This is a genomic window from Nocardia aurea, from assembly GCF_003123685.1.
GTDB classification, from domain to species: domain Bacteria; phylum Actinomycetota; class Actinomycetes; order Mycobacteriales; family Mycobacteriaceae; genus Nocardia; species Nocardia aurea.
In genome coordinates this window covers 17782-41284 of the sequence record NZ_QCYJ01000116.1, presented here as the reverse complement: position 1 = coordinate 41284, position 23503 = coordinate 17782, and the positions used below count along the sequence as shown (strand labels likewise).

At 66.8% G+C, this 23503-nt stretch carries 26 protein-coding genes; 7 read left to right on the top strand and 19 right to left on the bottom strand.

The window, feature by feature from the left end:
* Positions 1 to 62 precede the first annotated feature (62 nt).
* From DAT37_RS27630 to DAT37_RS27600, 7 genes are all read right to left on the bottom strand, one after another.
* Positions 63 to 1190 (bottom strand): glycosyltransferase, encoded by a 1128-nt coding sequence (locus DAT37_RS27630; protein ID WP_109527811.1) that lies wholly within the window; start codon positions 1188 to 1190, stop codon positions 63 to 65.
* A 90-nt stretch (positions 1191 to 1280) separates the two neighbouring features.
* Entirely contained in the window at positions 1281 to 3098 is a 1818-nt protein-coding gene (locus DAT37_RS27625) for a putative bifunctional diguanylate cyclase/phosphodiesterase (protein ID WP_109527945.1), read from the bottom strand.
* 67 nt (positions 3099 to 3165) lie between these two features.
* The gene (locus DAT37_RS27620) at positions 3166 to 5307 is read right to left on the bottom strand and encodes an Rv1355c family protein (RefSeq protein WP_109527810.1); all 2142 of its coding nucleotides are present in this window, start codon (positions 5305 to 5307) and stop codon (positions 3166 to 3168) included.
* On the bottom strand, positions 5297 to 6070 hold the full coding sequence (locus tag DAT37_RS27615; protein WP_157978741.1) for a hypothetical protein: 774 nt from the start codon (positions 6068 to 6070) through the stop codon (positions 5297 to 5299). The genes DAT37_RS27620 and DAT37_RS27615 overlap by 11 nt, the downstream gene beginning before the upstream one ends.
* Before the next feature lie 256 nt (positions 6071 to 6326).
* A complete protein-coding gene (locus tag DAT37_RS27610) occupies positions 6327 to 6761 on the bottom strand; it encodes a GyrI-like domain-containing protein (RefSeq protein WP_109527808.1) in 435 nt (144 codons plus the stop codon).
* Positions 6758 to 7201: a GyrI-like domain-containing protein gene (locus tag DAT37_RS27605; RefSeq protein ID WP_109527807.1), complete on the bottom strand. Its 444-nt coding sequence runs from the start codon at positions 7199 to 7201 to the stop codon at positions 6758 to 6760. Before DAT37_RS27605 ends, DAT37_RS27610 begins: the two co-directional genes overlap by 4 nt.
* 304 nt (positions 7202 to 7505) lie before the next feature.
* Entirely contained in the window at positions 7506 to 8522 is a 1017-nt protein-coding gene (locus DAT37_RS27600; protein ID WP_109527806.1) for a GAF domain-containing protein, read from the bottom strand.
* Between the two features lie 230 nt (positions 8523 to 8752).
* Here DAT37_RS27600 and DAT37_RS27595 point away from each other — a divergent pair, with 230 nt between their 5' ends.
* Positions 8753 to 10366: an AMP-binding protein gene (locus DAT37_RS27595; protein ID WP_109527805.1), complete on the top strand. Its 1614-nt coding sequence runs from the start codon at positions 8753 to 8755 to the stop codon at positions 10364 to 10366.
* Here DAT37_RS27595 and DAT37_RS27590 read toward each other — a convergent pair.
* The 3 genes from DAT37_RS27590 to DAT37_RS27580 all read right to left on the bottom strand — a co-directional run bounded on the left by DAT37_RS27590 (position 10341) and on the right by DAT37_RS27580 (position 12088).
* Positions 10341 to 10799, bottom strand: coding sequence for an SRPBCC family protein (locus tag DAT37_RS27590; RefSeq protein WP_109527804.1), 459 nt, complete (start codon positions 10797 to 10799; stop codon positions 10341 to 10343). The genes DAT37_RS27595 and DAT37_RS27590 overlap by 26 nt on opposite strands.
* Positions 10800 to 10851: 52 nt before the next feature.
* On the bottom strand, positions 10852 to 11307 hold the full coding sequence (locus DAT37_RS27585) for a MarR family winged helix-turn-helix transcriptional regulator (RefSeq protein ID WP_109527803.1): 456 nt from the start codon (positions 11305 to 11307) through the stop codon (positions 10852 to 10854).
* A gap of 88 nt (positions 11308 to 11395) precedes the next feature.
* Positions 11396 to 12088, bottom strand: a complete 693-nt coding sequence (locus DAT37_RS27580) for a DsbA family oxidoreductase (RefSeq protein ID WP_109527802.1) — start codon at positions 12086 to 12088, stop codon at positions 11396 to 11398.
* A gap of 215 nt (positions 12089 to 12303) precedes the next feature.
* Between DAT37_RS27580 and DAT37_RS27575 the strand changes: the two genes are divergently transcribed.
* Positions 12304 to 14490 carry a glycosyltransferase family protein gene (locus DAT37_RS27575; RefSeq protein WP_232840041.1) on the top strand — a complete coding sequence of 729 codons (2187 nt, stop codon included), beginning with the start codon at positions 12304 to 12306 and terminating at the stop codon, positions 14488 to 14490.
* 125 nt (positions 14491 to 14615) lie between these two features.
* Here DAT37_RS27575 and DAT37_RS27570 read toward each other — a convergent pair whose 3' ends face one another.
* From DAT37_RS27570 to DAT37_RS27560, 3 genes are all read right to left on the bottom strand, one after another.
* Positions 14616 to 15902: a glycosyltransferase 87 family protein gene (locus DAT37_RS27570; RefSeq protein ID WP_232840040.1), complete on the bottom strand. Its 1287-nt coding sequence runs from the start codon at positions 15900 to 15902 to the stop codon at positions 14616 to 14618.
* 154 nt (positions 15903 to 16056) lie between these two features.
* Positions 16057 to 16278, bottom strand: a complete 222-nt coding sequence (locus tag DAT37_RS27565; protein WP_157978740.1) for a hypothetical protein — start codon at positions 16276 to 16278, stop codon at positions 16057 to 16059.
* A gap of 89 nt (positions 16279 to 16367) precedes the next feature.
* Positions 16368 to 16805, bottom strand: coding sequence for a hypothetical protein (locus DAT37_RS27560; RefSeq protein ID WP_109527800.1), 438 nt, complete (start codon positions 16803 to 16805; stop codon positions 16368 to 16370).
* Between the two features lie 173 nt (positions 16806 to 16978).
* Here DAT37_RS27560 and DAT37_RS27555 point away from each other — a divergent pair, with 173 nt between their 5' ends.
* Positions 16979 to 17812: a DUF1460 domain-containing protein gene (locus tag DAT37_RS27555; protein ID WP_408637446.1), complete on the top strand. Its 834-nt coding sequence runs from the start codon at positions 16979 to 16981 to the stop codon at positions 17810 to 17812.
* A 6-nt stretch (positions 17813 to 17818) separates the two neighbouring features.
* Here DAT37_RS27555 and DAT37_RS27550 read toward each other — a convergent pair whose 3' ends face one another.
* The 6 genes from DAT37_RS27550 to DAT37_RS27530 form a co-directional block, all read right to left on the bottom strand.
* A complete protein-coding gene (locus DAT37_RS27550) occupies positions 17819 to 18505 on the bottom strand; it encodes an LppP/LprE family lipoprotein (RefSeq protein ID WP_109527798.1) in 687 nt (228 codons plus the stop codon).
* 193 nt (positions 18506 to 18698) lie between these two features.
* A complete protein-coding gene (locus DAT37_RS27545; RefSeq protein WP_157978739.1) occupies positions 18699 to 19160 on the bottom strand; it encodes a hypothetical protein in 462 nt (153 codons plus the stop codon).
* Positions 19161 to 19356: 196 nt separating this feature from the next.
* Positions 19357 to 19653: a hypothetical protein gene (locus tag DAT37_RS27540; protein WP_109527796.1), complete on the bottom strand. Its 297-nt coding sequence runs from the start codon at positions 19651 to 19653 to the stop codon at positions 19357 to 19359.
* An 81-nt stretch (positions 19654 to 19734) separates the two neighbouring features.
* Entirely contained in the window at positions 19735 to 20100 is a 366-nt protein-coding gene (locus tag DAT37_RS27535; RefSeq protein WP_198654464.1) for a hypothetical protein, read from the bottom strand.
* 17 nt (positions 20101 to 20117) lie between these two features.
* Positions 20118 to 20273: a hypothetical protein gene (locus DAT37_RS45030; protein WP_198654463.1), complete on the bottom strand. Its 156-nt coding sequence runs from the start codon at positions 20271 to 20273 to the stop codon at positions 20118 to 20120.
* Positions 20260 to 20568: a prevent-host-death family protein gene (locus tag DAT37_RS27530; RefSeq protein WP_109527795.1), complete on the bottom strand. Its 309-nt coding sequence runs from the start codon at positions 20566 to 20568 to the stop codon at positions 20260 to 20262. Before DAT37_RS27530 ends, DAT37_RS45030 begins: the two co-directional genes overlap by 14 nt.
* Positions 20569 to 21013: 445 nt before the next feature.
* Here DAT37_RS27530 and DAT37_RS27525 point away from each other — a divergent pair, with 445 nt between their 5' ends.
* The 4 genes from DAT37_RS27525 to DAT37_RS27510 are packed head-to-tail and all read left to right on the top strand — an operon-like array spanning position 21014 to position 23386.
* Positions 21014 to 21352 carry a WXG100 family type VII secretion target gene (locus DAT37_RS27525; protein ID WP_157978738.1) on the top strand — a complete coding sequence of 113 codons (339 nt, stop codon included), beginning with the start codon at positions 21014 to 21016 and terminating at the stop codon, positions 21350 to 21352.
* Positions 21352 to 21654, top strand: coding sequence for a WXG100 family type VII secretion target (locus DAT37_RS27520; RefSeq protein ID WP_157978737.1), 303 nt, complete (start codon positions 21352 to 21354; stop codon positions 21652 to 21654). The genes DAT37_RS27525 and DAT37_RS27520 overlap by 1 nt, the downstream gene beginning before the upstream one ends.
* A 59-nt stretch (positions 21655 to 21713) precedes the next feature.
* Positions 21714 to 23018, top strand: coding sequence for a hypothetical protein (locus tag DAT37_RS45025; protein WP_198654462.1), 1305 nt, complete (start codon positions 21714 to 21716; stop codon positions 23016 to 23018).
* A complete protein-coding gene (locus tag DAT37_RS27510; RefSeq protein ID WP_157978736.1) occupies positions 22985 to 23386 on the top strand; it encodes an SCO4402 family protein in 402 nt (133 codons plus the stop codon). The genes DAT37_RS45025 and DAT37_RS27510 overlap by 34 nt, the downstream gene beginning before the upstream one ends.
* Positions 23387 to 23503 lie beyond the last annotated feature (117 nt).

The following is a 23503-nucleotide window of genomic DNA, read 5'->3' as shown; positions in this document are numbered from 1 at the left end:
TCCCCGCAGGCTACTCGGCCGGTCGCGCGAGGGCCCATGCCTTACGGCCGATCTGTGACAGGTCACCGACCGAGGACGTCGAGCATGCCCGCCACCGCACGCGGCCAGGTGAACTGTTCGGCGCGGATTCGCGCGGCCCGTCGCCGCCCCACCGTGGGCAGCGCGAGCACGTCGGTGACCGCGTGCGCGAAGGCCGACGGGTGATCGGCGGCGACCGCGCCGCATTCGGCCGTGACGATGTCGACCAGCGCCGAGGAACGACTCGCGACCACCGGGGTGCCCGCGGCCAATGCCTCCAGCGCGGCGAGCCCGAAGGTCTCGTGCGGGCCCGGCGCGAGCGAGACATCCGCGGTCGCCAGGAGTTTCGCCACCATGGTGCGATCGGAGATGAATCCGGTGAAGTGCACGGCGGGCGATCCGTCCGGCAACGCGGGCAGACTCCGCGCCCTGCGTTCGAGTGCCTCGCGACGCGGCCCGTCCCCCGCGACGACCAGTCGCGCCGCCACACCGTCCTTGCGCAGTTCGCCGACCGCCTCGATGCTGCGGTCCACCCGTTTCTCCACCGAGAGGCGTCCGCAGTGCACCAGGAGCGGATGAGCGCCGACACCGAGGTCCGCGCGCAGCCGATCGTCGCGCCTGCGCGGGCTGAACAGATCGAGATCCACCCCGAGCGGTACCAGTTCCGCGTTCGCCGCACCGATCCGCAGGAATTCGGCCCGCGCGAATTCCGTTGTGCAGACGACGATGTCGTATTCTTCGGCGGTGCGGCGGTTGGCGATGTCGGCGCACCGCCGCGCGAGCGAACCGGGCATCACCTGACCGAGCAGGCGGTCGAGCCTTTCGTGCGAGATCATCACACTCGCCACGCCGCGGCGGCGGGCCCACCGTCCGAAACCGCGCAGCGTCAGCCGGTCGGAGACCTCGAGGACGTCGGGGGCGAGCCCGGCCAGCACATCGGCCACCCGGCGCGGATCGGCCGCGCGGTAGCCGCCGGTCCACGGGATTGCCAGCGCGGGCAGGGTTATTCGCACCGCGCCGGTCGGCAGCACCTCTTCGTCACGACGCGGACCGGGCACGATCAGGACGACCTCGTGTCCCGCCGCCACATATCCCTCGCCGAGATGGTGCAGCGCGGTGCGCAGACCACCGGACCGCGGACCGTAGAAGTTCGCCAGCTGCACGATGCGCACCAGCCGATCGTCGCCCCGACACCGTTACCCCGGGGACTGTAGCGCTCAACGGGGCGTGAACAGCTGGGGAAGAACGCGCGAAACCGTGGTTCAGCGCGCGGTCTGGGTGCGCCCGACGCGCGGCAGATCCAGGTCCAGCGGAATCCGGCCGAGCGCCAGATGTTCCTCCACCTGCTCGGCGGGCATCGGCCGGGCGATGAGGAAACCCTGCGCCCGATAGCAGCCCAGACCGACGAGGGTGCGCGCGGCGACGGCGGTTTCGACACCCTCGCCGACGACGCCGAGACCGAACGATCCCGCCAGGCCGATGATGGATTTCACGATCGCCAGATCGTCGGTGCTCGCGCCGAGCCGCTGCACGAAGCCGCGATCGATCTTCACCGCGTCGACCGGAAGCGCCTTGAGATGGGACAGCGAGCTGTAGCCGGTGCCGAAATCGTCGATGGCGATCTGCACGCCCATGCGTTTGAGTCCGCGCAGGGTGACCTGTGTGCGCGCCAGATCCTGGACGACGACGTGTTCGGTGATCTCCAGGCAGACCGAACTGCCGTCGATGCCGAACAGCCGCAGGATGTCCTCGATGCGCTCGACGAAATCCAGGCTGACCAACTGCACCGGCGAGACGTTGATCCGCATGACCACATTGCCCGCCAGCCCGCGCCGCCGCCATTCCGCGAACTGCGCGCACGCCGACCTGATCACCCAGCGCCCCAGCTCACCGGCCAGATTGGTGGCCTCGGCGACGGTGACGAAAGCGGCCGGGGGTAGCAGTCCCCTGGTCGGATGCATCCAGCGCACCAGCGCCTCCAGCGCGACGATCCGGCCGGTGCGCAGATCCACCTCGGGCTGGTAGTGCAGGAGCAGGGAACCGTCGGAGACCGCGCCGCGCAGATTCAGCTCGACATCGTCCTGGAGTTCGAATTGCGCGCGCATGGCGTCGGTGAAGACCGCGACGCCGTTGCCGCCCCCGGATTTGGCCGACAGCAGGGCGTGATCGGCCCGACGCAGCACGTCGGCGACGGTGGTCTCGCCGGGAATGCCGACCGCGACGCCGACGCTGGCCCCACGGCTGACCGATTCACCGCCGACGGTCACCCGCCTGCCGATCAACTGCTGGATCCGCGCCGCCTCGTATTCCGCGGCGACCGCGTCCATCGGCTTGGCGGGCACGATGACGAATTCGTCGCCGCCGAGACGGGCGATCATGTCGTTGGGGTCCAGATGCTCACGCAGCCGCGACGACAGCGTCCTGATGAAATTGTCGCCCGCGGTGTGTCCGAGAAAATCGTTGAGCGCCTTGAGCCGGTCCAGGTCGAGGAAGAAGGCGGCGACCGGTCCCGGGGAGCCCGCGCGCAGACGCTCTTCCATGTGTTCGAGCAGGGCGCGACGGTTGGCCAGCCCGGTCAGGTCGTCGTGCAGCGCGATGTAGCGCAACCGCTCCTCGGCGACGACCCGCGCTTGGAGCTGGGCGAACAGCGCCGCGATGGCCTTGAGCACATTGAGTTCCCTGGTGCTCCACTCGCGGTCGCCCTCTTTGATGAACCCGAGCACCCCGGTCGACTCGCCGCGCGAGAGCAGCGGCATGGCGGCCGAGGTGACCTGCGGAATGCCCGAGGCGCGCCGCACCGTCTCCTGGTAGTCGGCGAATTCGGGGGTCGGCCTGGCCAGCACCGGTTCGGTCGAATGTTCGAGCTGACGGAACACGCCGTCGGCGCTCTCGAAGTAGATGATGCCGAGCGGATCGGGATCGGGCACCTGCTGGCGGTGCGGCCATTCGGCGACCAGGATCGTCGCTCGCCGTTCACGGTCGGTATGACGCACGTAGCTGAAATCGACGTCGAAGTATTCGACCAGCTGGGCGAGCACGCGTTCGGTAGCCGCCACCATGGTCGTGGCGTCCACACCCATCAGCTCGGAGGCGACCTGGGTCACCAGTGAGTCGAGTGTCCGCCGAGGCACTTTGTCTCCGATCGCGCTAACTACGGCTGTCCACGCCCGGCAGCGGACGCCGCCTGCTCCGCACCGGGGCAGTGTCGGCGGCCGGGTAACTCAAGCGCAGAACCAATGCCATGATCTCATGCCCCGGCACTCCCAGTAGGTTCAGGAAACGGCTCTGAAGTGACGCTAGTGTATCCACGTAGTCGGGGGAAATCGCGGCGAGTTCACCAGAACTTCGCGCGTAGAGGTACATCGGCGAGATCGGTTGCACCGCCAGACCGTGCCGCTGCGCCTCGATCCACACCCGTGACACCGCCGTACCCGCCCTCGCGTAGCCCTCGAGACGGGAATCCGCCGCGCCGAAGGTGACCGCGACGAGTGCCGATCCGGTGCGCACCCGATCCCTGGTGTACGCGCCCAGTGCCGCGCCGCCGTCCCACGACCGCAACTGCGCCATCACATCGGCGCGGCGCGCTATCTCGAAACCCGCCCACTCCTTCGGTGTCAGCGCCAGGCCGCGCGCGTCGATGCCGACGTCGGGATCGTCCTCGGGCCAGCGCACCTCGTCCATCATCTCCGCGTGCGTCCGCGGGGTCAGATAGCGCACCCGGTCCGATTCGCCGCACAGTGTCGCGGCCAGCGCCAGATCGTCGCGGTCGGTGAGCGCGCGCAGGTTCGCTCCCGAGTCGACGGCGACGGCGTTCAGCGCGGCCAGGACCGCGTCCGGTATCGCCGCGCCGGTGCCGGGTGCGCGATCGGTCGCGCGGGTGAGTACCGCCGGGTAGTCCGCGGCCAGCACCGGATCGTCGCCGTCGCCCAGCGTCAGCACTCCGGTCAGCACGACGCCCGCGTCCTGTTCGACGAATCGGTGCGGCCCCAGCAGTCCGTGCGCCGCCGCGGCGGTCCGCGCGTTGTACAGCGCGGCGCCGAGCGCGACCGCGCTGCCGCGGAATCCGATATCCATCGCCGATGACGCTTCCGGCGCGAGTTCGATCCGGAGCGCGCAGGCATCGGCCCGTAGCCGCCACGGCTGGGAATTGCCGCCGGAGGGCGCTCGCTGGGCGGCGGTCATGATCGCGCCGATCGGATCGACGGCCGGTGCGGGCTCGGGCGGATCGTCCCAGACCGGCTCGCCCTCGGGCACGGGCTCGGCCAGATCGTCGAGACAGTCGTCCACATCGATCCTGATACGCCCCGACGGCAGTTTCCGGCCGAGCCCGATCCGCCTGGCCGCCGCCACCACGCTCGCCGCCCCGTGCATGACATCGCTGCCCAGCTGCGGCCAGCTCGACAGCGTCTCGCCGACCTCGACCATGCTCGCCGCCATTCGCGCCGACAGGCCGCGAGCCCCGAGCAGCCGCACCACGAACGGGGCCTTGTCCTGCGCGGAGAGGCCGCGCAGATCGGCCGCGCGCACCCCGCCGAGCAGACCGTGGAAGGGCTCCCGATCCGGTTCGAGGTCGAAGCGCTCGACATCGAGCAGGCCGCGGTCGCTGGTTTCCATCAGCAGCGGAACGCGGTGCGTCGCCGCCGCCTCGCGGATCACCAGTTTCATGTCGAGCGAATCGCATTCCTCGACGACGATCGACAATCCGGCGAGGAACGCGTCGACGGAATCGGCGTCCAGACCGGTCTCGAAGATCTCGACCGGCAGGTAGGGGTCGAGTTCGGCGATCTTGCGCGCCGTGACGACAGCCTTGTTGACGCCGATGTCGAATACCGTGCCGGGCACCCGATTCAGATTCGACAGTTCGATGTCGTCCAGGTCGGCCAGCCGCAGCGTGCCGACCACGCCCTCCAGCGCGAGCAGGTAGGCGATCGCGTGTCCGACGCTCTGACCGACCACGCCGATCGTCGAGGTGGCCAGCCGGTCCTGTTCGGCGCGGGTCAGTTTGTTGCGATTGCGATCGAGCCGCACCGCGCGGAAGACATCCGGACCGGGAAGTCCGACCAGGGCGCGACGCCACGGGTAGTAGATCCACCGTTGCGCGTCCGGATCGGCGACCGACCCCGCGGCGCCCGCGAGGCGGTCGAACTCGGCGCGCAGCGGTTCCCGCAGGTCGATGTGCTCGATATGCGGCAGGTCGCGCAATTCGGCGAGGGTTCTCGCGTGCGCCGGGTCGGCCTCGTCCAGGATCAGCGGGCGATGGTCCGACACTCGGGCGGGATCATCGCCCATGGCCGTCCCGCCCCTGTGCGGCCCGCTCGCTGCCCGGCGGCGGGGCGAAGTAGGAATGGTCGGCCTCGGCGAGCGCGCGGGTCTCGGCGCGGATCCGCGCGCTCTGCGACCGATCCGCGAACGCACGATAAGTGCGGGTGTCCCACCAGATCGGGACGGTCCGGTAGCGCGCGTCCGGGTAGGGCACCGACGGAATGTGCGCGGCGCGCACGGCCCCGCTGGCCCGATGCCGAGGCACCGTGAAGGTGGCGACGGTGGCGAATCCGAAGCGGGCGTCCAGCAGCAGCGCGCCGTGCAGCACGGCGCGCGAGACCACATCGCCGAGTGCGGATCGGTGCGGCGAGTCCCGCGCCACCCAGGCGCCCTTGGCCTCGACCACGCCCTCGGGAATGCGGTCGGCGACCATGCGCCGCAGTTCCACGGAGCCGCGACGCCCGTCCCAGTCGGCGACGCCGCGGACCTCGTCGACATGGGTGTACCTGCCCTGGATCCGGACACCGGCGACCGCCTCGCCCGCCGGATCCAGACCGAGGAAGAACAGCGCCGTCGAGGCGCCGTCGCTCGTCCGCTCGAATTCGAGCGCGGGTTCGACGCCGAATTGGCGGTAGACCTCGTGCGCCCCGTTCAGATAGCGATTCCACAAGGTAGGACACGCGGCGGGAGCGGCGACAAAGAATGTGTATCCGGATTGCTCGTCACGGAATCGCGGGATTCCCGCGCCGAGGGCGTCTTCCGGAACGACTGCAATCGCTTCGACAGTCATCGGCATTCCTACTCCGTTGCTCCGCGCTCGCGCACGGTCGTTCATACCCCATCCGGCGAACACGGCCCCCGGATTCGTTCGGGCGGCAGAGTCGCCTAGGGCAGTATCCGCCATCCCACGAGAATTCACCAGGCATCCGGCTAACCTTCCGGAAACATCGCGAAATCGCCCGAGTTACCGCAGTTCAGGACCCCGACAACCAATACGATTCGCAACGAAAAGACCAGTTGGTTCCCTCATCGCAATTAGCGGGCTATCAAACCAGGATGGAAATGAAGAGTTCGACCGACTCCGGCCCGCGCCAGATCTCTATTTCCTCGCGGTAGGCGCGGGTGATCTCGGCCGAGGCCGTCGCGTCGTCCACCTGCGCCCAGACGTCCTCGACCGGATCGTGGTAGTCGCCGTTCGGCTCGAAGCGGGCGTAGACACCCTTGGGCACCCGGACCAGGAGGTCGCCCACCGGGGCCGCCTGCGGCGCGCGGTACTCGAAACACACCAGCGCGTTGTAGTTTCCCGCGGGATCGGGCACGTAGACGGTGAACAGCGGCTGGGAGGTCGCCGCCCGGTCGCGCAGCCGATCCTTGAGGAATTCGATCAGATCGCTGTTGCTGACCTTGAAGCTCGGACGCACCCGCGGAACGACCAGCCCACCGTAGATCGCCTCGTTGCGGACAACGATCGCATAGCTCATCGGGGATCTACCGCCAGATACAGATCGATTTTGTAGGCGTGCGGATAACACTCGAAATCACCCGTATAGGTGCGTTTGATCTGGTTGTGCTCCTCGGCATAGGCGATCTGCGTCCACAGGTCGGTCATCACCTGCGGAAAGTTACCGACCGAAGAGAAGCGGGCATAGGAGCCGCCCCGAAGCAGTGCCACGAGGTGACCGCGCGTGACTTCCTCGAACGTCGCGCACTGATATCCGACGATCTGGGTGTGGTAAGTGCCGAGTTCGCCGCTGTAATCGGTATACGCACTCGCGAGCGGGCCGCCCAGATCCTGATGCAGCACCGCGGCCCAAGCGGCCTCGAGGTCCTGGTCACGCAATTCTCCGAGCGCACGTTTCGGGCTGCGCACCGGTAACCCGGCAACCCACGTCTCGTCCCGCTCGACGATTTCAAACTGCATGAAAAGACTCTTTCGAGATATATCCGGGGGCGACGCCCGCATCCGGTCGGACAGAAAGGCCATGCTATCAACACGGCCGGACGGAAAACGATCACCTCGGCCGCCGGGTTCCCGCGCACGCACCCGGTTTGAACTGGACGGATGTCCGCCAAGGGGGCTTGCACCCGGGCTGCGCGGCCGCCCTTCGCCGGGCGCGCCGAACCGGCACGCCGACCCCGCACGGGGTTCGCAATCGCGGGGCAATCCCGGGAGGTGCCGTCACAGCGAACACACGCTCCGAAAATCGCCCCGAGCAGACTCACCGCTATTCGATCAAGCCCGACGGCGTGTCCGGCCCGACCGGCCGGATCAGACAGGTCAGGAACCGCGACGGGCCGTGCGGAAGCCGGACACAGGACAGTTCGACCGGCTGCCAGCCCCGCGACAACGTGAGCAATCGCACCACCCCGCGCGCCCGATCCACCCGGTTCTCCACCAGTGATCGCAGCGCCGTCAGATAGATCCCGATGTCGTCGGGGTGGATCAGATGGGTGGTCGCCAGATCGAAGTCACCCGCGCCCGACGGATCGGTGCCCTTGGACGCGGGATGATGACGCCACGCGATGTCGCCGAGCGGCGGCGTCAGCCATTCGATGATCTGCATGGTCTCGGCATCGATCAGCGCGGTGGTGCCGCCGAGCAGCGCGACGGCGGCGTCATCACGGTAGGTCGGCGCGATCAGGCCGGGTTCACGCGCGGGCTCGACCTGGAGCAGCAGTCCCCGCAGGACATCGGGCCCGTGGTGGCGGAAGAATCCGAACACCCTGGCGCTGCGCTCGTCCGGAGTACGCACCTGCATGGCGCCCTGCCACCTGGTCCCCGGCCGCGAGTCCAGCGCCGCCGTCATCAGCCGGTCGCGCTCCTCGCATTCGATGATCCGCGACAGGAACCACGCGCCGTGCAGCCGTGGATGCCCGGGCGGCAGGACCGTCCCGCCCGTCCCGTCCGCCAGCACCGTCCACTGTCTGCCGTGCCAGAGGAAGGCGTCGATACCGGGCGCGGGATCACGCCGCCGCCTGCCGACCCACAACCGCACGGCCAGCGGCGTCCCGTCCGGCCCCGGCACCGGCTCGGCGTGCACATCCCGCCGTTCCCCCCGCACCAGGACCTCGCGATCGCAGCTCTCGTTGCTCTCGATGGCCTGCGCCACCACCGAACTCGCGACCGTGGACAGCGACCCCGGCCGCACCAGCCGGTGCAGCGAGCGCTCGCGCGCCGTCCGCTCCTCCGGCACCTGCCTGATCGCCCGATCCGGTTCCGCGGCGTCTATCACGTACCACATATCCCACCCCTCGACTTCGTTCGGACGGTCGCATTCCCCTGCCCGTCACCCCGCCTGAGCTCCGTCCCTGTCCCACCGGATGCTCGTCGCACCGACTCTACGACCACTGGCGCGCGAGAACACAGTCGAGCAGACTCGATCACCATGCGGACCCGGATACCCGTCCACGCCGAACACGTCCTCCGACAGCGCCACCGCCCGGTGCCGCCAGCCCGATCCGGATCCGCCGCGTGAGTCCCACGGTCCCCGCCATCCGCTGCGGGGCACGCGTGCGTGAGCAGCCCGTGGCGCACGAACGCGCGGGCCGACTCGCCGCGACACTCGCCGCGCGGGGTATCGGCCGCGGTGATCGGGTGGCGGTACTGCTGCGCAACGACATCGAATTCCTCGAGGTCTCCCTCGCCGTCGCCACCTGCGGCGCGAATCCGGTGCCCATCAACACCAGATGGCAGGCGCGCGAGATCGCCCACGTGCTCGCCGACGGCGGCGCGCGGATCGTCATCGCGCATACGGAGTTCATCACCGCCGTCGAACGGGCGATCGAATCCGCCTGTCTCACAGCGCGGATCGTCGAAGTCGCGATGCCGGTCGAACTACTCGACGAAGCCGGGCTCGACCACACCGCGGCGACGCCGACCGGCAGGCACCCCACCCTCGAGCAGTGGATCGCCGACAGCGAGACGCCGTTGGGTCACGTCGACGGGGCGATCGCGGATTCCATGGGCCTGATCTACACCTCCGGCACCACCGGGGCCCCCAAAGGCGTACTGCGCGAACGGATGACGCCGACTCAGCTGCTGTCTATCGCGGGCGGCACGGCACAGCGGATGGGCCTGGTCCCCGGTGGCCGGATGCTCGTCGCCGGGCCGCTGTACCACACCAGCCCGAACGCGGTCGCCGTGCTGGCGTTGCGCATGGGCACCGACATCACGATCATGCCGCGCTGGGATGCCACGCGCTTCCTGCGACTGGTCGACGAACGACGGATCACCCAGGCCAAAGTCGTGCCGACGATGCTGTCACGACTGCTGTCGGTGCCCGACGACATCCGCCGCCGCTGCGACGTCTCCAGCCTGACCCACCTGATCCATTCCGCCGCGCCGTGCCCGCCCGCGGTCAAGCGCGCGGCCATCGACTGGTTCGGCGACGCCCTGATCGAGTTCTACGGCTGCACCGAGGCAGGCACCATCACCTGGATCAGCGCCGCCGAATGGTCGGCGCATCCGGGCAGTGTCGGTCGCGGCGTGGACGGGTCGGCCGCCGTCGTCGCCACCGCGGACGGAATCCGGCTTCCCCCGGGCGAAATCGGCCGGGTGTTCGTGCGCGGCGCGGACTACTGGCCGGCGTTCCGCTATCTGGGCCGCGACGCGGAGGCCACCACACCGATCCCCGGTTTCCTCGATATCGGCGATACCGGCTACCTCGACGAGGACGGCTACCTCTACCTGACGGGCCGCTCCAGCGAGATCGTCATCTCCGGCGGGGTGAACATCTATCCCGCCGAAATCGAATCGGCCTTCCTCGAATTCGACGGCGTCGAGGATGTCGCGGTATTCGGCATCCCGCACGCCGGGGATCTCGGCGAAGTCGTCGCCGCGCATGTCGTGGCGCGTCCCGGTGCGCTTCTGGACACCGAGGAATTGCGGAAAGGATTGCGCGACCGGCTCGCCGACTACAAGATCCCGCGCGAACTGCGAATCGTCACCGAACTCCCGCGCGATGATTCGGGGAAGATCTACAAACGCCGACTGCGAGCCCTCTACTCGGACCGAACCCTCGGCACGACAACAGAATCCGGCCCTGGCGGGCCCGGATCACCTACGCGGCTTCGACATACGCCTTGACGCGGTTCAATGTCTCCAGCATCCCCTCGCGATTGGTCCGCCCCCGCCAACGACCGGCCAACGCCCAGTACAACCGCAGCGGCACGGTCCTGGACAGTTCGAACGATTCGGTGACATCGGTGCCGCCGTCGACCGGCTCGAACACATAGCGCCAGGTGTTGATGGCCATACCGCCGGGGCCGAGCACGATGAAGGCGAATTCACGTCCCGGTTCGCTCGCGGTCACGCGGCACACGGTCGAATATTTGAGACCCCAGCCGTTGCGGTTCACATGTCCGCGGAATTTCGCCCCGACCACGGGCTCCTTCGCGTCGCCCACCCATTCGGCGGCGAAGGTTTCGGGACTGAATCGCCCGGTGTTGGTGACGTCGCCGACGAGTTCCCAGATCTTCTCGGCGGGTGCGGCCATCCGAACTGTCACGCTGTCCTGCATACCCGCACGCTAGCAGGTGCGGCGATCGGCTCGGCCGATGATCGGCACCGGCCTAGTGTTCTTCGCCGATCACGGCGGTCAATTCGCGCAGACGGGTGCGGAACTCGACCAATTCCGCGGGATCCCAGCCGATGGCGCAGGCCAAACTCCGCGGAATATCGGCCGCGCGCTCGCGCAATGCCACACCGTCGTCGGTCAGCCCCACCCGCACCGACCGCTCGTCCTCGGCGCTGCGGCTGCGCGTCAGCAGTCCGTTCGCCTCCAACCGCTTGAGCAGCGGCGAGAGGGTGCCGGAGTCCAGGTCGAGTGCCGCCCCCAGCTCCTTCACCGCGACGGACCCGCGTTCCCACAGCACCAGCATCACCAGATATTGCGGATAGGTCAGCCCGAGTGGATCGAGCAGCGGACGGTACAGTCGCGTGACCGCGCGGGAGGCGGCGTACAGCGCGAAACACACCTGGCTGTCGAGCCGCAATTCCTCGCCGACGGCGATCTCACCCTGTGTCATCGTCACACCTCCTACCCAAACGGTAGCGGGCAACTCAATTGCACACAATAATTGCTGGTGTGACACCTATCGCCCGGTTTGCCGGGTGTCAGCAGCCGTCGGGACCGCAGGACTCCGCGTCCTCGGCGGCGACCGTGACCAGCGGCGAACGAGCCGACCACGCCTGCTCCAGCGCGCGGGTGAACGTCTCGGCCTGCTGCGCACCGGAGACGCCGATCCTGCGGTCGAAGACGAAGAACGGCACACCGGTCGCGCCGAGTTCGGCGGCCTCGCGCTCGTCGGCGCGCACCTGCGCCGCGAAGAGACTCTCGTCGGCGAGCACGGCGCTCACTTCCCGCTCGTCGAGTCCGGCCGCGACGCCGAGTTCGAGCAGGCGCGCCGGTGCGAAGGCCGAGCGCTCGTCCGCGAAATTCGCCCGATACAACAGTGTCAGCAATTCGTCCTGACGGTCGTGTTTCGCGGCCAGATGCAGAAGCCGATGCATATCGAAGGTATTGCCGTGGTCACGGCCCTCGGTGCGATATTCCAGCCCCTCGTCGCGCGCGTTCTGCGCGGTCCTGAGTTCGGCCTGCCTCGCCTGTTCCTCGGTCAGCCCGTATTTCGCGGCGAGCAGCGGCAGCAGCGGCGTGGCCGCGCGCGGTGACCCGGCATCCAATTCGAAGGACCGGTACACCACCTCGACCTCGTCACGATGGGCGAATCCGGCCAACCCCTTCTCGAATCGGGCCTTGCCGACGTAGCACCACGGGCAGGCGATATCGGACCAGATCTCGACGCGCATCACAGCTCACTTCCGCATTTCGGCAGCGGGGCATCTCCCCGGTTCCGAATAGCTGAAACATTGCCTGACCGGCGAATATTCCGAGACCGACGAGGCCGACAGTCTTGGATTCCGATGCCGGTCTTGTCCTGTTTACCCGATTCGCCTACGCTCCGGCCCTCGTGAGTACAAGCGCGGCAATCGCATCGCGAAAAGAGAGATACACGTGGGGGGCGGTGACCGCGTTCGGAGTGATCGCGGGTTACGCGGCGGTTCTGCTCGCGGACGCCAGGCACTACTACACCGACGACACCGAAGCCCAGTACGCGCCGATGTGGGTGCATCTCGGAAACGAGATGCGCGAGGGACGTTTTCCCGCGCTGGTGCCGTGGGAATGGATGGCGGGCAACTACTCACTGGAGGAGGCGGGTCTCTACAACCCGCCCCAACTGCTCGTCCATTTCCTCGCGCCGTCGATGGACAACCTCGCCGTCTACGCCACCCTGGTGAAACTGGTCTTCTCGATCATCGCCGGACTCGGCGTCTACCGGACCTGCCTCGCCTACGGCGCACGCGCACCGTGGTCGGCCGTCGCGGGTGTCGCCTTCCCGCTCAGCGGATGGTTCCTGTTCTTCGACCAGGCCAGCTGGATGACCTCGCACACCGCCACGGCGTGGCTGGTGAACGCGTGGGCCTCGGCCGTGCTCTACGCCCGCGGACGCGGCGGACCGATTCCGCTGTTCGTCTTCCTCTATCTGACGCTGACCGTCCAATACGCCTTCCCCGCGGTGCTCGCGGGCTTGATGATCGCGGCGGTACTCGCGGGCGAGTACGTGCACCGGCGTGAGTGGGCGCCGATCCGGCGGCTGATCCTCGCCTCCGGTTGCGCGGCGCTCGCGGCGTTGATCGCCAATCTGCCCGGCCTGCTCTCCTCACAGGTCACCTGGCGCGGCAACGCCAAGATCCACAACGATCCGTTCCTCACGGTGCCGTGGTCGGAATCGCTCAACGCCAGCCTGCCCAGCACCACCCCGGCGTTCACCGCCTGGTGGGGCTACGTCCAGCCACTGCCGATGGTCTATATCGCCTGGTTCCTGATTCCGGCGTTGGCGTTCATCGACTGGCGGGCGGTGGCGCGCTCGGCGGGTGAGATCAGCGGTATCGCCTTCTTCGCGGCGGCCGTGCTCATGTGGACCGCCGGCCCGGGAGCGATCGGCCCGCTGCGCTGGCCCGCGCGCGTACTCCCGATGCTGGCCGTCACCCTGCTCGTGCTGGTGTGTGTACTGCTCAGCCGCCACGGCGTGTTCAGTTCCTCACGCAGGCGCGCCGTCGCGGCGGCGGCCTTGATCGGCGTGCTGTTCATCCGATCGGTCTCGGCTGCCCCCGAACTCGTCCTGCGCCACCTCGTCGCCGCGCTGACCGTCGCGGCACTCGGCGCGGCCGCGGTGTGGCTGGCCCGCCACAAGGGCGCGGCCACGGCGTGCGTGCTCGCCATCGTGGCGATGCTGCCGATCGCCTTCGGCCAGGTGGAAGCCTCGCCAAGCACGCCACTGTCCTACAACTTCCCGGAACGCCGTTCGACGATGACCGCGGCCTTCCCCGACTTCGACGGTCGCACACTGCAACTCGCCGACCGAGCCCTGCTCGCGCCGCAGGACCGGAGTATCACCGACGCGTACGGATCACTCGCCATCGGCAACTACGCCAAGAACCTCGGCCTGGAATACGTCAACGGCTACACGCCCATCGGGCACGCCGCCTTCGCGGGACTGCTGTGCATGGCCTGGGACGGCAGTACCTGCGCCGACGGTTTCCGCCGCGCCTTCGCGACCGAACCGTCCACCGGGCGAACGATCGTCGACCTGATGAAGATCGACCGCGTGGTGCTGCACCGGGCCCAGTACCCGAACGCCCGCGACAACGCCGCGCCCGAGGGCTGGCAGTGGGTCGACTACCCGGGGCACGAACGCTACATCGTCGTCCTCGAACGCGTCGACGGGCCGATCTCCACCCGCAACGGCATCATCGCCGACACCGCGGGCGTGCACGCCACCGCGACCCGGCACAACAGTTTCACCAGCAACGCCCGTGTGACCTCGATCGAAGGCGGCCGGGTGGTCCTGTCCCGACTCGGTTGGCCGGGCCACCGCGTCACCCTGAACGGCGAAGAGATCCCGTACACCACCGTCGCGGGCACCTTCATCGCCGTGAACATCCCCGCGGGCACCGACAACGCCGAACTCGTCCTCGCCTGGCGCCCGCCGGGCTGGGAACTCGGCATCGCGGGCGCCTCCGGCGGCCTGGCCGGAATCGGACTGTTGCACTGGGCCTTTCACCGGCAGCGCCGCCGCGATCTCGAAGTCCCTGCGGACGAGCCCGCATCGAGCGAGAGAGCCCTGGTGGGTACGTCCTCGACCACGTGAGTCCCGGCGTCGTCGGCACCGACTCGCCCTCGGTCGGCTGACGGGCCACCGGAACCGTCACCGCGCGGAGCCGCCGACCACGCGACGGCTCCGCCGTTGCCCACCCGATTCCCCACGGCAGCCGATCAATCGACGGTCACGTCCGAACCGCGGCGCGGCAACGGGAGGCACTGCGAGCCCTCGATCCCCTCCGGCAACGCGACGACCTCGCGCCGCGTCCGGCGAACCAGAACCATCGACCCGGCCAGCACCCCGCAGTACGCGAGGACGTAGGCGTTGATCAGCAGTGGCGACACCGGCCACGACGGCGGCAGCAGGAAGACGCCGATCGACACCCAGGTCGGACTCCAGTGATAGGCCCACGCGCCGGTCGACAGGAAGAGCGCGATGGCGGCGATCCACCAGCCGCGCCGGTACTGCGCCCGATGGACCAGGTAGACCAGCAACGGCACGAACCACACCCAGTGATGCCCCCACGCGTAGGGCGAGACCATGCAGGCGGTGAGCCCGGCCAGGGTGACCGCGAGCAGCCGCTCCCCACACCGATACAACTCGGCGACGACCGCCGAACTCAGCACCGCGACCGCCGCCGCGAGTACCAGCCACAGCCACACCGGGGCCGGCCGTCCGATCAGGTGGGCCAGCGCGCCGCGCAGCGATTGGTTGGCCGGATGCGTATCGACCGCGATCCGGCCCGACTGGAAGAAAGTCGAGGTCCAGTACCGGCGCGAGTCCTCGGGCAGCACCACCCAGCTCACCGCGACCGTCGCGACGAAAACGCCCGACGCGGTCGCCGCCGCACGCCACTGCCGCAGCGCCAGGAACTGCACGACGAAATAGCCGGGGACCAGTTTGATGCCCGCCGCGATACCGACGCCGAATCCGCGCCCTCGGCTGCCGTCGGCCCGCGACCAATCCCACAGCACGAGCAGCATCAACACCAGATTGATCTGCCCGTAGTACAGGGTGGTGCGCACCGGTTCGAGGAAAAGGCATGTCGCGGTCAGCAATACGCTCAGCCCGAGCAGATCTCGCCCGATCCGATAGCCGAGGATTCGCCAGCTCAGCAGCACGCAGCCGAGCAGCACCGCGATATTCACCGCGAGCCAGGTATCGGTGACCGCCGACCACGGCACCCGTTCTATCGGGAGAAAGGCGAGCGCCGAGAACGGGGTATAGGTATAGAGAAGTCCGCGGAACGTCGGCTCGGTATAGAGCGCGCGGCCGTGCAGTATCCGCCAGGCACCGTCCCGATAGACGTGCACATCCAATCCGCCGACCAGGATCCCCGATTTATCGAGCCACGGATCGACCGTGGTGAAGACCAGAATCAGCGCCGCGACCGCACCGATCGCGAGAACGAAAAACGTCGGCCCGGTGCGAGGGAAATCCAATGGCCGCGAATTGCGCACGGACAGTTAACTTACCGAAACAGCGAATCACAAACATGTCACTGTCATTACGTTCGGCTTGCGCCCATGTGGCACCGGCACGGAAACCCGGCGTGAACAGGTCGCAAACCTGTGCCGAGATGATTTCCGAGTGGGGCGTGTCACCCCGGGGTTGCTACTTCTCGCCGCGCAGTTCGGGAAAGCTCGCGCGCAGATTGTCCAGACAGCGCAGCACCTCGCGCAGTTCACGTTGCAGCAACTGCGATTCGGTATTGGCCCTCGGGGTCCCCCGGCTGGTCAACCCCATCCCCCGGATGGCGGCGGTGAGCGTCTCGGCCTCCGCGACGAGCAGGTCGTAGAACACTCGCGCCTGTTCCACATCGGATCGATCCCGCACTCGTCCCTCATCACGCCGAACCGGATGATGGTTTGTCCGGTTTCCCCTCCATGGTTACGCGTCGGCGAACGGCCGTCAAACGCGACGGATCAACCGATGACCTGGCAGGAACTGCCCGTATCGATTCCGGTGTGCCGCACGTCGACCGCGATGTACTGCGACGAGGTGTACCGGCCGGGCTCCGACTGGATCGCGACCAGATTCTGCGCACCGACCCGGGTCGGCGTCCAGGTGACGGTGACGGTGTTGTTCTCCGGATGGTGCACCGCCGCAGCGGGGAGCCGTTCGCCGTTGCCGGGAATGACTCCACCCGCGACCATGAAGAACACCGTGCCCGGCGGGATGACGGCATCGGTGACGGCGGCGGTCACGGTGTAGCGGCAGCCGACCGCGAGTCCCTCCGGACCCGCCGCGACGCTCACCGAGGTCACCTCCGCCTGCGCGGAGGCCCCCGCGACAACCACCGCCGCCGCTGTCGCCAGCAACGCCGCGGCGCCGACCGTGATCCGGGACATGAACCTGGTCATTCGCGCTGCCTCCTGGTCGTCTTCGGAATTTCCACTATAGGAGCGGGATCGGTGACAGCGCGACGGTTTCCGCCGCCGGGCTCGGGATCGCGGTCCGGGTCGGTCTGCGTGCTCAGCTCCCGGGAGCGTCCGAGGACACCGCGGGCACCGGCTAGCCTGGACCCGCACGGCTGATTCGTCCTACCGCGAAACCGCTGGAGGTATCTTTGCGCATCATTCGATTCCTGGCCGTAGTACTGGCGCTGGCCGGGTGCTTCGTGCTCACCGGTCCGACCGCGCTCGGCGAGCCGATCGCCGTCGACGACATCACCGGCAGGAGAATCGATGATGCCCTGGCGGCACGGGCATCGGAGAGTGGCCGGAGCAGAGCGGATCTGGTCGAACTGCTGTCGCGGCAATTCCTCGGCACGCCCTACGGCGCCGATATGCTCGTCGGCTCGGCGTCGCGGCCGGAACAATTGGTGGTCGATTTCCGCCGCGTCGACTGCTTCACCTACCTGGATTACGTGGCGGCGCTGAGCGAATCCGGTGACCGGGATCAGTTCGTACGGAATCTGATCGAGACGCGCTACACCGACGGTCGCGTCGATTTCGCCCAGCGCAGGCATTTCTTCACCGACTGGGCGCACACGAGGAAGATCAACGCCACCGACGTCACCGCGTCGGTCGATCCCCGCGCGGTGACCGTCACCAAGGATCTGAACGCGAAGGGCGACGGCGGGAACTACCTGCCCGGCCTGCCCGTCGTCCGACGCGACATCACCTACATTCCGAGCGAATTCGTCGACGAGGCCGTTATCGCCCGATTGCGCAACGGCGACTACATCGGCGCCTACGCCGACCAGCCCGGCCTCGACGTCACCCACGTCGGCATCTTCGCGACGACGCCTTCCGGCCCGGTCCTGCGCAACGCCTCCTCGCTCGCGGCGAACAACAAGGTCGTGGACTCGCCGTTGCTCGAATACGCGAGAACGGTTCCCGGAATCGTCGTCCTGCGCCCGGTGTAGGGCCGTTCAGTTCGGCGGGAACTGTCCGTTCGCCGTCACCGTGGTCCCGGTCAGGGTGAAGGTCACGACGCTCGGCCCGCCCTGCGGGCAGCACAGCGGGTCTTCCTCCCTCGGCCAGCGGTATTGCACCGAGACGGTGTCGCGGGTCTTGCCGAGAACCGTCGTGTACGCGTACGGCTGCGCGCTCGCGGTACCCAGATACTTTCCACCGGTGAAGAACAGGATGTGCGTGCCCGGGTGAATTCCCGGCCATTCGACCGTCATCCACGACAGCACACCGGAACATCCGGCCTCGATCGGATCGTCGCTGCCCGCCTGGATCTCCCAGCCGTCCCCCGCCGGCGGCGCGCCCAAACTCGCGACCGACGACGCCGCGAGTGCCGAATTCACATCGAAGCACAGACCGTGGCCGCTGCCCTCCGGCGCGGGTCGCGCGGTCGAGGATGCGGGTTTCGGCGTGGCGGGCGAAGTCACCTCGGGTCCCCCGGGTTTCGCCGTCGCCTCCGGTGCCGTTTCGACCGGGGGCGTACCGGCGCTCGTGGCCCGCGTCGCCGTCGGACTCGCCCAGGACGTCGCGGCACTCCCCGCCGAGGTCCCGCCCCCGGTCGACGTGCCCGAATCGGTCCCGCACGCGGCGACTCCGATCACCACGCTCGCGGCGATCGACAACACCACCGATAGTTCGACATTCATTTCGCACCCCTCGAAGCCCGTGGGCTTTCTACGATTTCGATATTCGATCGTGTCCGGACGAATATCCGCACACCGATACACACGCCGCGCGTTATCACCGCGTGACGAATATTATTATCCCCCAACTATTGTCAGGTGTATCTGCGCCGTTTTCGAGGTGTTACAGGAATTCCCTGGATGAAACGAGAGCCCACTAGCGAATATCGATCACACCGGAGCAGCGGACCGGCGGCACCTGGATCGGCCCGGCGTTGACCGTCGTCAGATCCACCCGAACCGGTCCGGCCCCCGTCGGCAGATGCAGGAAGAACACGGGATTGGTCGACCCGAGCCCCACCCGACCGCTGCCCACCGCCTCACCGGTTTCACCGGTCGCCAGATTCGTCCACCGGATCGCCGGATTGGTCTCATACCCCCAGATACTCGGTTGCGCCGAGGTGATCTCGATCGTCGGCCGCCCCGGCGTCGCATCCCACTGATACGCCGCGATCCGCCCCGCGTACGGCAGGTCGACGATATTCGGACTCAACCCCCAGCAGATGACGTCGGCCCGATCCACCGTATCGGCCCCCGCCGTCCCCACCCCCGCCGAAAACGCCCCCGTCGACACCCCGACCGCCACGATCGCGGCCCCGAAAACCGTCCGTACCTTCATGCGTTCACCTTCCATCGCGATGTCGACTGGAAGCATTTCCGCTCAACGCCGTTCGTAAACAGGACGCACTCCGACGACGCCGGATCGACCACCGTCACACCCACCCGAACGATGCGGCCGACACCGCACATCGGCAACGCTGGACGCCCACCCAACGAGCAGCGAGACGCTCACATGATCCGGAAAGGTGCTCAGTTCAGTCGCCGACGAACAGGAGATATCCGTTGGCGCGAAGCGCGATCGTCGACGCCCTCCGCAGCAGATCGACGGCCCGCCGCTCGGCATCGGTCCACACCTCGATCTCCTCGATCCGATCCAGGATCACCCCGAGCTGGTACCGGTTGAACATCGTGTCGCAGTACCGCCGGATGCTTCGCACCGGATTGGTGTCGGGCTGCGCTGCGCACAGCCTCAACAGCGTTTCGTCCGCATCGTCACCGAAGCGGCGTATCTCGGCATGGTTGATGTCCTGCACGACGATGTCCAATGCCATCCATGGCCTCTCACGGGTGGAGTGCAATGCCGAACTACCAGGGTGTCAGTCGGAATCCACCAGAAACAGGTCCAGGCCGGGTTACGTGGATGGTCGCGAGGTGTAGTCAGCCCAGCAGTCGACGGCCTGTTCGAGATCGAGTGCCGCGACCTCGGCGGGAGCCATACCGACCGTATGGATCAACCGCTGCGCGAGCCAGTCCGGGACGGGTTCGCGCGTCGGTGTCGGTGGAACGCCGAATGATTCGATATTTCGGCCGAGTCGTTCGACCACTCGACCGAGCTTGCTGAACTCCGGTAGCCGACCGGCGGCCGCGACTATGCGAGCAGTTGCCTCCGCGTAGACCTCGGAGTCGGCGCGTTCTCCGATCGCCCAGATCTCGCAGATCTCGATCGTCTGCTGATCGATCACCCGATACACCACCCGCCAGGTATTGCGATCGACCACAAGCTTGCGGAATCCGGTCAATTCGCCGCCGAGTGGATAACCGGCCAGCGGTGAATCCAGCAGGAGGAGACCTTTTCGAGAACCTTGGGGACGGCGTCGGGACCGAGTTTCCGAAGGTCGTCGATCGCCATATCGGTGAAGACGACTTCGATCATCGGGTTACTCGTGGTCATCGAGTTCGGCCAGAGATTGCCTCGTGTGACCGAAGGCGCCGAGCACATCATCGAGTGCCGTGCGGTTCCCGCTATCGGTCGCAGCGCGTGCAAGCACCAGCGCGAGGTCACGTAGGTCGGACTCCGCGCGATCCAGTTCGGCGAGCCGATTCATACTGACCACGGCGGCAACCGGCCGGCGATGGCGCGTGACCACCAAGTCGGCACCACCTTCTGCATCCGCGACCAGTCCGGCGACACCTCGCTGCGCGGCGTCGGAAACACTCAGCTCACGGGTGTTGCGCAGGATGGACATACCGCAACTGCACAGAATTCTAGCTAGATTTTCGATACGGCACGGCACCGGGATCGGCCTCCAGCGTCCTCGCACAAAACCGGGCTAGAGACACTCACCGACGAATGAACCGACACGAGTTCGCGCATCGCTACAAAACAAGGCGGGACCGCAGGTCGATGACCTGCGGTCCCGCTGTGAAGTGGGCCTAACGTGTCACAACCCGAACACCCTGACGGTAGAGGGGCCGCAGATCAGGGTCCAACCGGTTGGCACCCGGGCGGCGCGCAGCGTTCGATAGTGGCACCCCGTCGAGCAGCAGGGCCACTGCCGACCGCCGGCCCAGCGGCATTGCCGGCATGTCAGGAGAACCTGGGTTCCAGGGCCTGGGGCCCGGTCGGCAGAACTGTTGCGCTCCGTGCCCGAGTGTCGATACGTTGGTCTCTGCATATTGAGGGGGGCTCGCGTGTCGACTGAGTCAGATACGCCCGGAACAGATTTCGCGATGGTTCCAAGCGAGGTGACTGATGCCGGTGTCTACATCCAGCAAGTCGCGGATTCTCTGATCACCGGACTGAGCGCGCTTGACCGCGACGTATCGAGTGTTCTCGGCAATTGGAGCGGCGCGGCGGCAGATGCATTCGGGGACGGCTGGACTGAAACCAAGGAGGGGGCCGCCGACGTGTTGAACGCCCTCAACACCATGGGTGGTCTCTTGAGTGTCGCAAGCAAAACCATTGCCAACCAGGACATCTCGAATTCCGTCAACCTGAGTTCGCTCGACCTACCGGAACTGAACATGTGATGGGCGACGACGCGCGCGACTTCACGTTCGACATCGATGAGCTCGACCAGCTCGTCACCCGCGCCAATGGATTCATAGGCTTCCTCACCGAAAGTCTCGACGGAATCAACCACCGAATCGCCACAATCCAGCAAAACTGGCAGGGAGCCGCTGCCATCGCCCAGGAGGAAGCCTACCGGGAATGGGCAACCGGGGCAGCCGCGGTGGTTGAAGGAATCACTGACATGTACAACGCCGCTGTCACCGCCCGCGACGCCTACAGTGCGGCAGCGGAGATCAATTTGAGAATGAGCGGTGGCTGAACTCGGTGGGCTCGATCTCCCCGCAGTCCTACGAGAGCGCGGCCAAGGAATGCTACGACTTGTCGGAGAAATTCCAAACGGTCTACAATTCGCTGCAAAGCGCCCTTTTGGAAACCAGTGCGATGGCCGGTGGCTATCAGGCGGTCAAGACGTGGTCGAAAGCCTACGACGACCGCGCCTCCGCCGTGACACTGGTGGCGACCAGCTTCGCTCAGGCCCTGCAACACTTCGGGGACATACTGACCGCGGCCGGCTACAACTGGAAGTGCGGGGAGTACAAAGCCAACCGCAACCCCAAGAAGGGTGACCCACCGGCCTTACCCAGTGGCTTCCCCTCGGAACTACCCTATGGCGCGGGCGTCGTCACCGGCGTCGCGTCATCGGGGACCAACAGTCGCGGACTCGAGACTGACTGGACCGAACTGCAAGATAAAGTCACCGCGCTTGTCGCTGGTGGCGAAGTCCCTGACGGCGACACCGACAAGCTCGCGCGCGCCGCAACCGCGTGGAAGACCTTCGCTCAGTCGGACCCCGTATACGGCGGCAAGGGACGCCTGTCGACGGTCGCCTCCGGACTGGAGCGTGGCTACGGAACCAAAGTCCCGGACGACATCCCGAACCTCGTAGGCCACCTTCGTGTGCTCGCTACCAGCGTGGGCGAGATCGAAGCCGCCGCCCGCGACATCGCGGCCGGAGTCGACGCCCACATGGTTGCTTTGACCACGATGCGCTCGGACATGAACACTCGGTTCGCCATGGTGGTAGTCGTCACCGCCATTCAGATCGGGACTTCGATGGTGCGGGTCAAAGAGCCACCAACGAAGCAAAAGAAGCCGAACGAGCAAAAGACACCCCGCGAACGCCAAGAAGAGATCGACTTCCTGGACCAAGCTGCCGGAGCTTTGGCTGGTCCCGCCAATACCTTCCTCACCGCACTGAGCGGATTCACCTTCACCACGGCAGCGCTGACGAAAGGCGGACTGGCCACCGTTGCCGACCTGCCGATATTGACGACCGAAATTGATCTAGATAATGACGGAAAGCCAGACGCTCCACTACAATTTCCCCCGAAGTCCGCCATCGACAAAGTCCCGAGCGAGTGGGGGGAAGGGAAACCGAACAGCAAGAAGGTCGGACAGCGTTGGGAGGACCCCAAAAACCAAGGCAACGGTATACGGATCGACCAGGGCGACCCCACCAGTCAGTATCCTACACAACAGGTGGACCACGTCATTATCCGAGCCGGGGGCAAGGTGATAGGTCGGGATGGAAAGCCCATCGACGGAAGCATCAAAACCAACCCAGAAATGGCACATATACCATTGAGCGAATGGCTGACTTGGAGGAGTTGGGATCACCCGTGACCGATGTTAAATATCCCGAGATGCGCAAGTCTGTGTTAGAAGCACTCGAATCATTCGCCGATCCGGACTATCAAAGGCGAGTCTGGATAAATCGTGAATTCCCGCAAGAGAATTTTTACGACGACCTGGACGTGAACGTGAGCATCTTGTACGACGACTGCGTCGTCGTCCCCGACCCTCGCAGCAGGATCGGCACCGTGCTCATGGATGGACCAGAGGTCGACCGACTGATCGAGCTGGACCGGGTACTCGGCCCCATGATCGGCCGACTAGGAAACGCACCGGATGCCACATACCTCGGCGATTCAGAGTGGCCACTAGTGGTTGCAGCCGCACGTGCAGCCCTGGCTGCGATGCGGGATAAATGACCGCATCAGCTAACCCTTGTCGAATCAGTGGCACGCAGACTTGGCGCCGCGTCACCATCGTTGCCGTCATCGACCAGCGGCCCGGGCGAAAGTATTGACAGTATCGGAGATTGCCGA

What these genes read in the sequence shown, in the direction of transcription:
- DAT37_RS27580 (WP_109527802.1), bottom strand. Translation starts at nt 12,088, where the DNA reads ATGCGCGTCGAGATCTGGTCCGATATCGCCTGCCCGTGGTGCTACGTC.
- DAT37_RS27585 (WP_109527803.1), bottom strand. Translation starts at nt 11,307, where the DNA reads ATGACACAGGGTGAGATCGCCGTCGGCGAGGAATTGCGGCTCGACAGC.
- DAT37_RS27615 (WP_157978741.1), bottom strand. Translation starts at nt 6,070, where the DNA reads ATGACTGTCGAAGCGATTGCAGTCGTTCCGGAAGACGCCCTCGGCGCG.
- DAT37_RS27610 (WP_109527808.1), bottom strand. Translation starts at nt 6,761, where the DNA reads ATGAGCTATGCGATCGTTGTCCGCAACGAGGCGATCTACGGTGGGCTG.
- DAT37_RS45030 (WP_198654463.1), bottom strand. Translation starts at nt 20,273, where the DNA reads ATGACCACGAGTAACCCGATGATCGAAGTCGTCTTCACCGATATGGCG.
- DAT37_RS27620 (WP_109527810.1), bottom strand. Translation starts at nt 5,307, where the DNA reads ATGGGCGATGATCCCGCCCGAGTGTCGGACCATCGCCCGCTGATCCTG.
- DAT37_RS27560 (WP_109527800.1), bottom strand. Translation starts at nt 16,805, where the DNA reads ATGACCAGGTTCATGTCCCGGATCACGGTCGGCGCCGCGGCGTTGCTG.
- DAT37_RS27600 (WP_109527806.1), bottom strand. Translation starts at nt 8,522, where the DNA reads ATGTGGTACGTGATAGACGCCGCGGAACCGGATCGGGCGATCAGGCAG.
- DAT37_RS27530 (WP_109527795.1), bottom strand. Translation starts at nt 20,568, where the DNA reads ATGTCCATCCTGCGCAACACCCGTGAGCTGAGTGTTTCCGACGCCGCG.
- DAT37_RS27510 (WP_157978736.1), top strand. Translation starts at nt 22,985, where the DNA reads ATGGCTGACTTGGAGGAGTTGGGATCACCCGTGACCGATGTTAAATAT.
- DAT37_RS27625 (WP_109527945.1), bottom strand. Translation starts at nt 3,098, where the DNA reads ATGGGTGTGGACGCCACGACCATGGTGGCGGCTACCGAACGCGTGCTC.
- DAT37_RS27550 (WP_109527798.1), bottom strand. Translation starts at nt 18,505, where the DNA reads ATGAATGTCGAACTATCGGTGGTGTTGTCGATCGCCGCGAGCGTGGTG.
- DAT37_RS27540 (WP_109527796.1), bottom strand. Translation starts at nt 19,653, where the DNA reads ATGGCATTGGACATCGTCGTGCAGGACATCAACCATGCCGAGATACGC.
- DAT37_RS27545 (WP_157978739.1), bottom strand. Translation starts at nt 19,160, where the DNA reads ATGAAGGTACGGACGGTTTTCGGGGCCGCGATCGTGGCGGTCGGGGTG.
- DAT37_RS27605 (WP_109527807.1), bottom strand. Translation starts at nt 7,201, where the DNA reads ATGCAGTTTGAAATCGTCGAGCGGGACGAGACGTGGGTTGCCGGGTTA.
- DAT37_RS27520 (WP_157978737.1), top strand. Translation starts at nt 21,352, where the DNA reads ATGGGCGACGACGCGCGCGACTTCACGTTCGACATCGATGAGCTCGAC.
- DAT37_RS27590 (WP_109527804.1), bottom strand. Translation starts at nt 10,799, where the DNA reads ATGCAGGACAGCGTGACAGTTCGGATGGCCGCACCCGCCGAGAAGATC.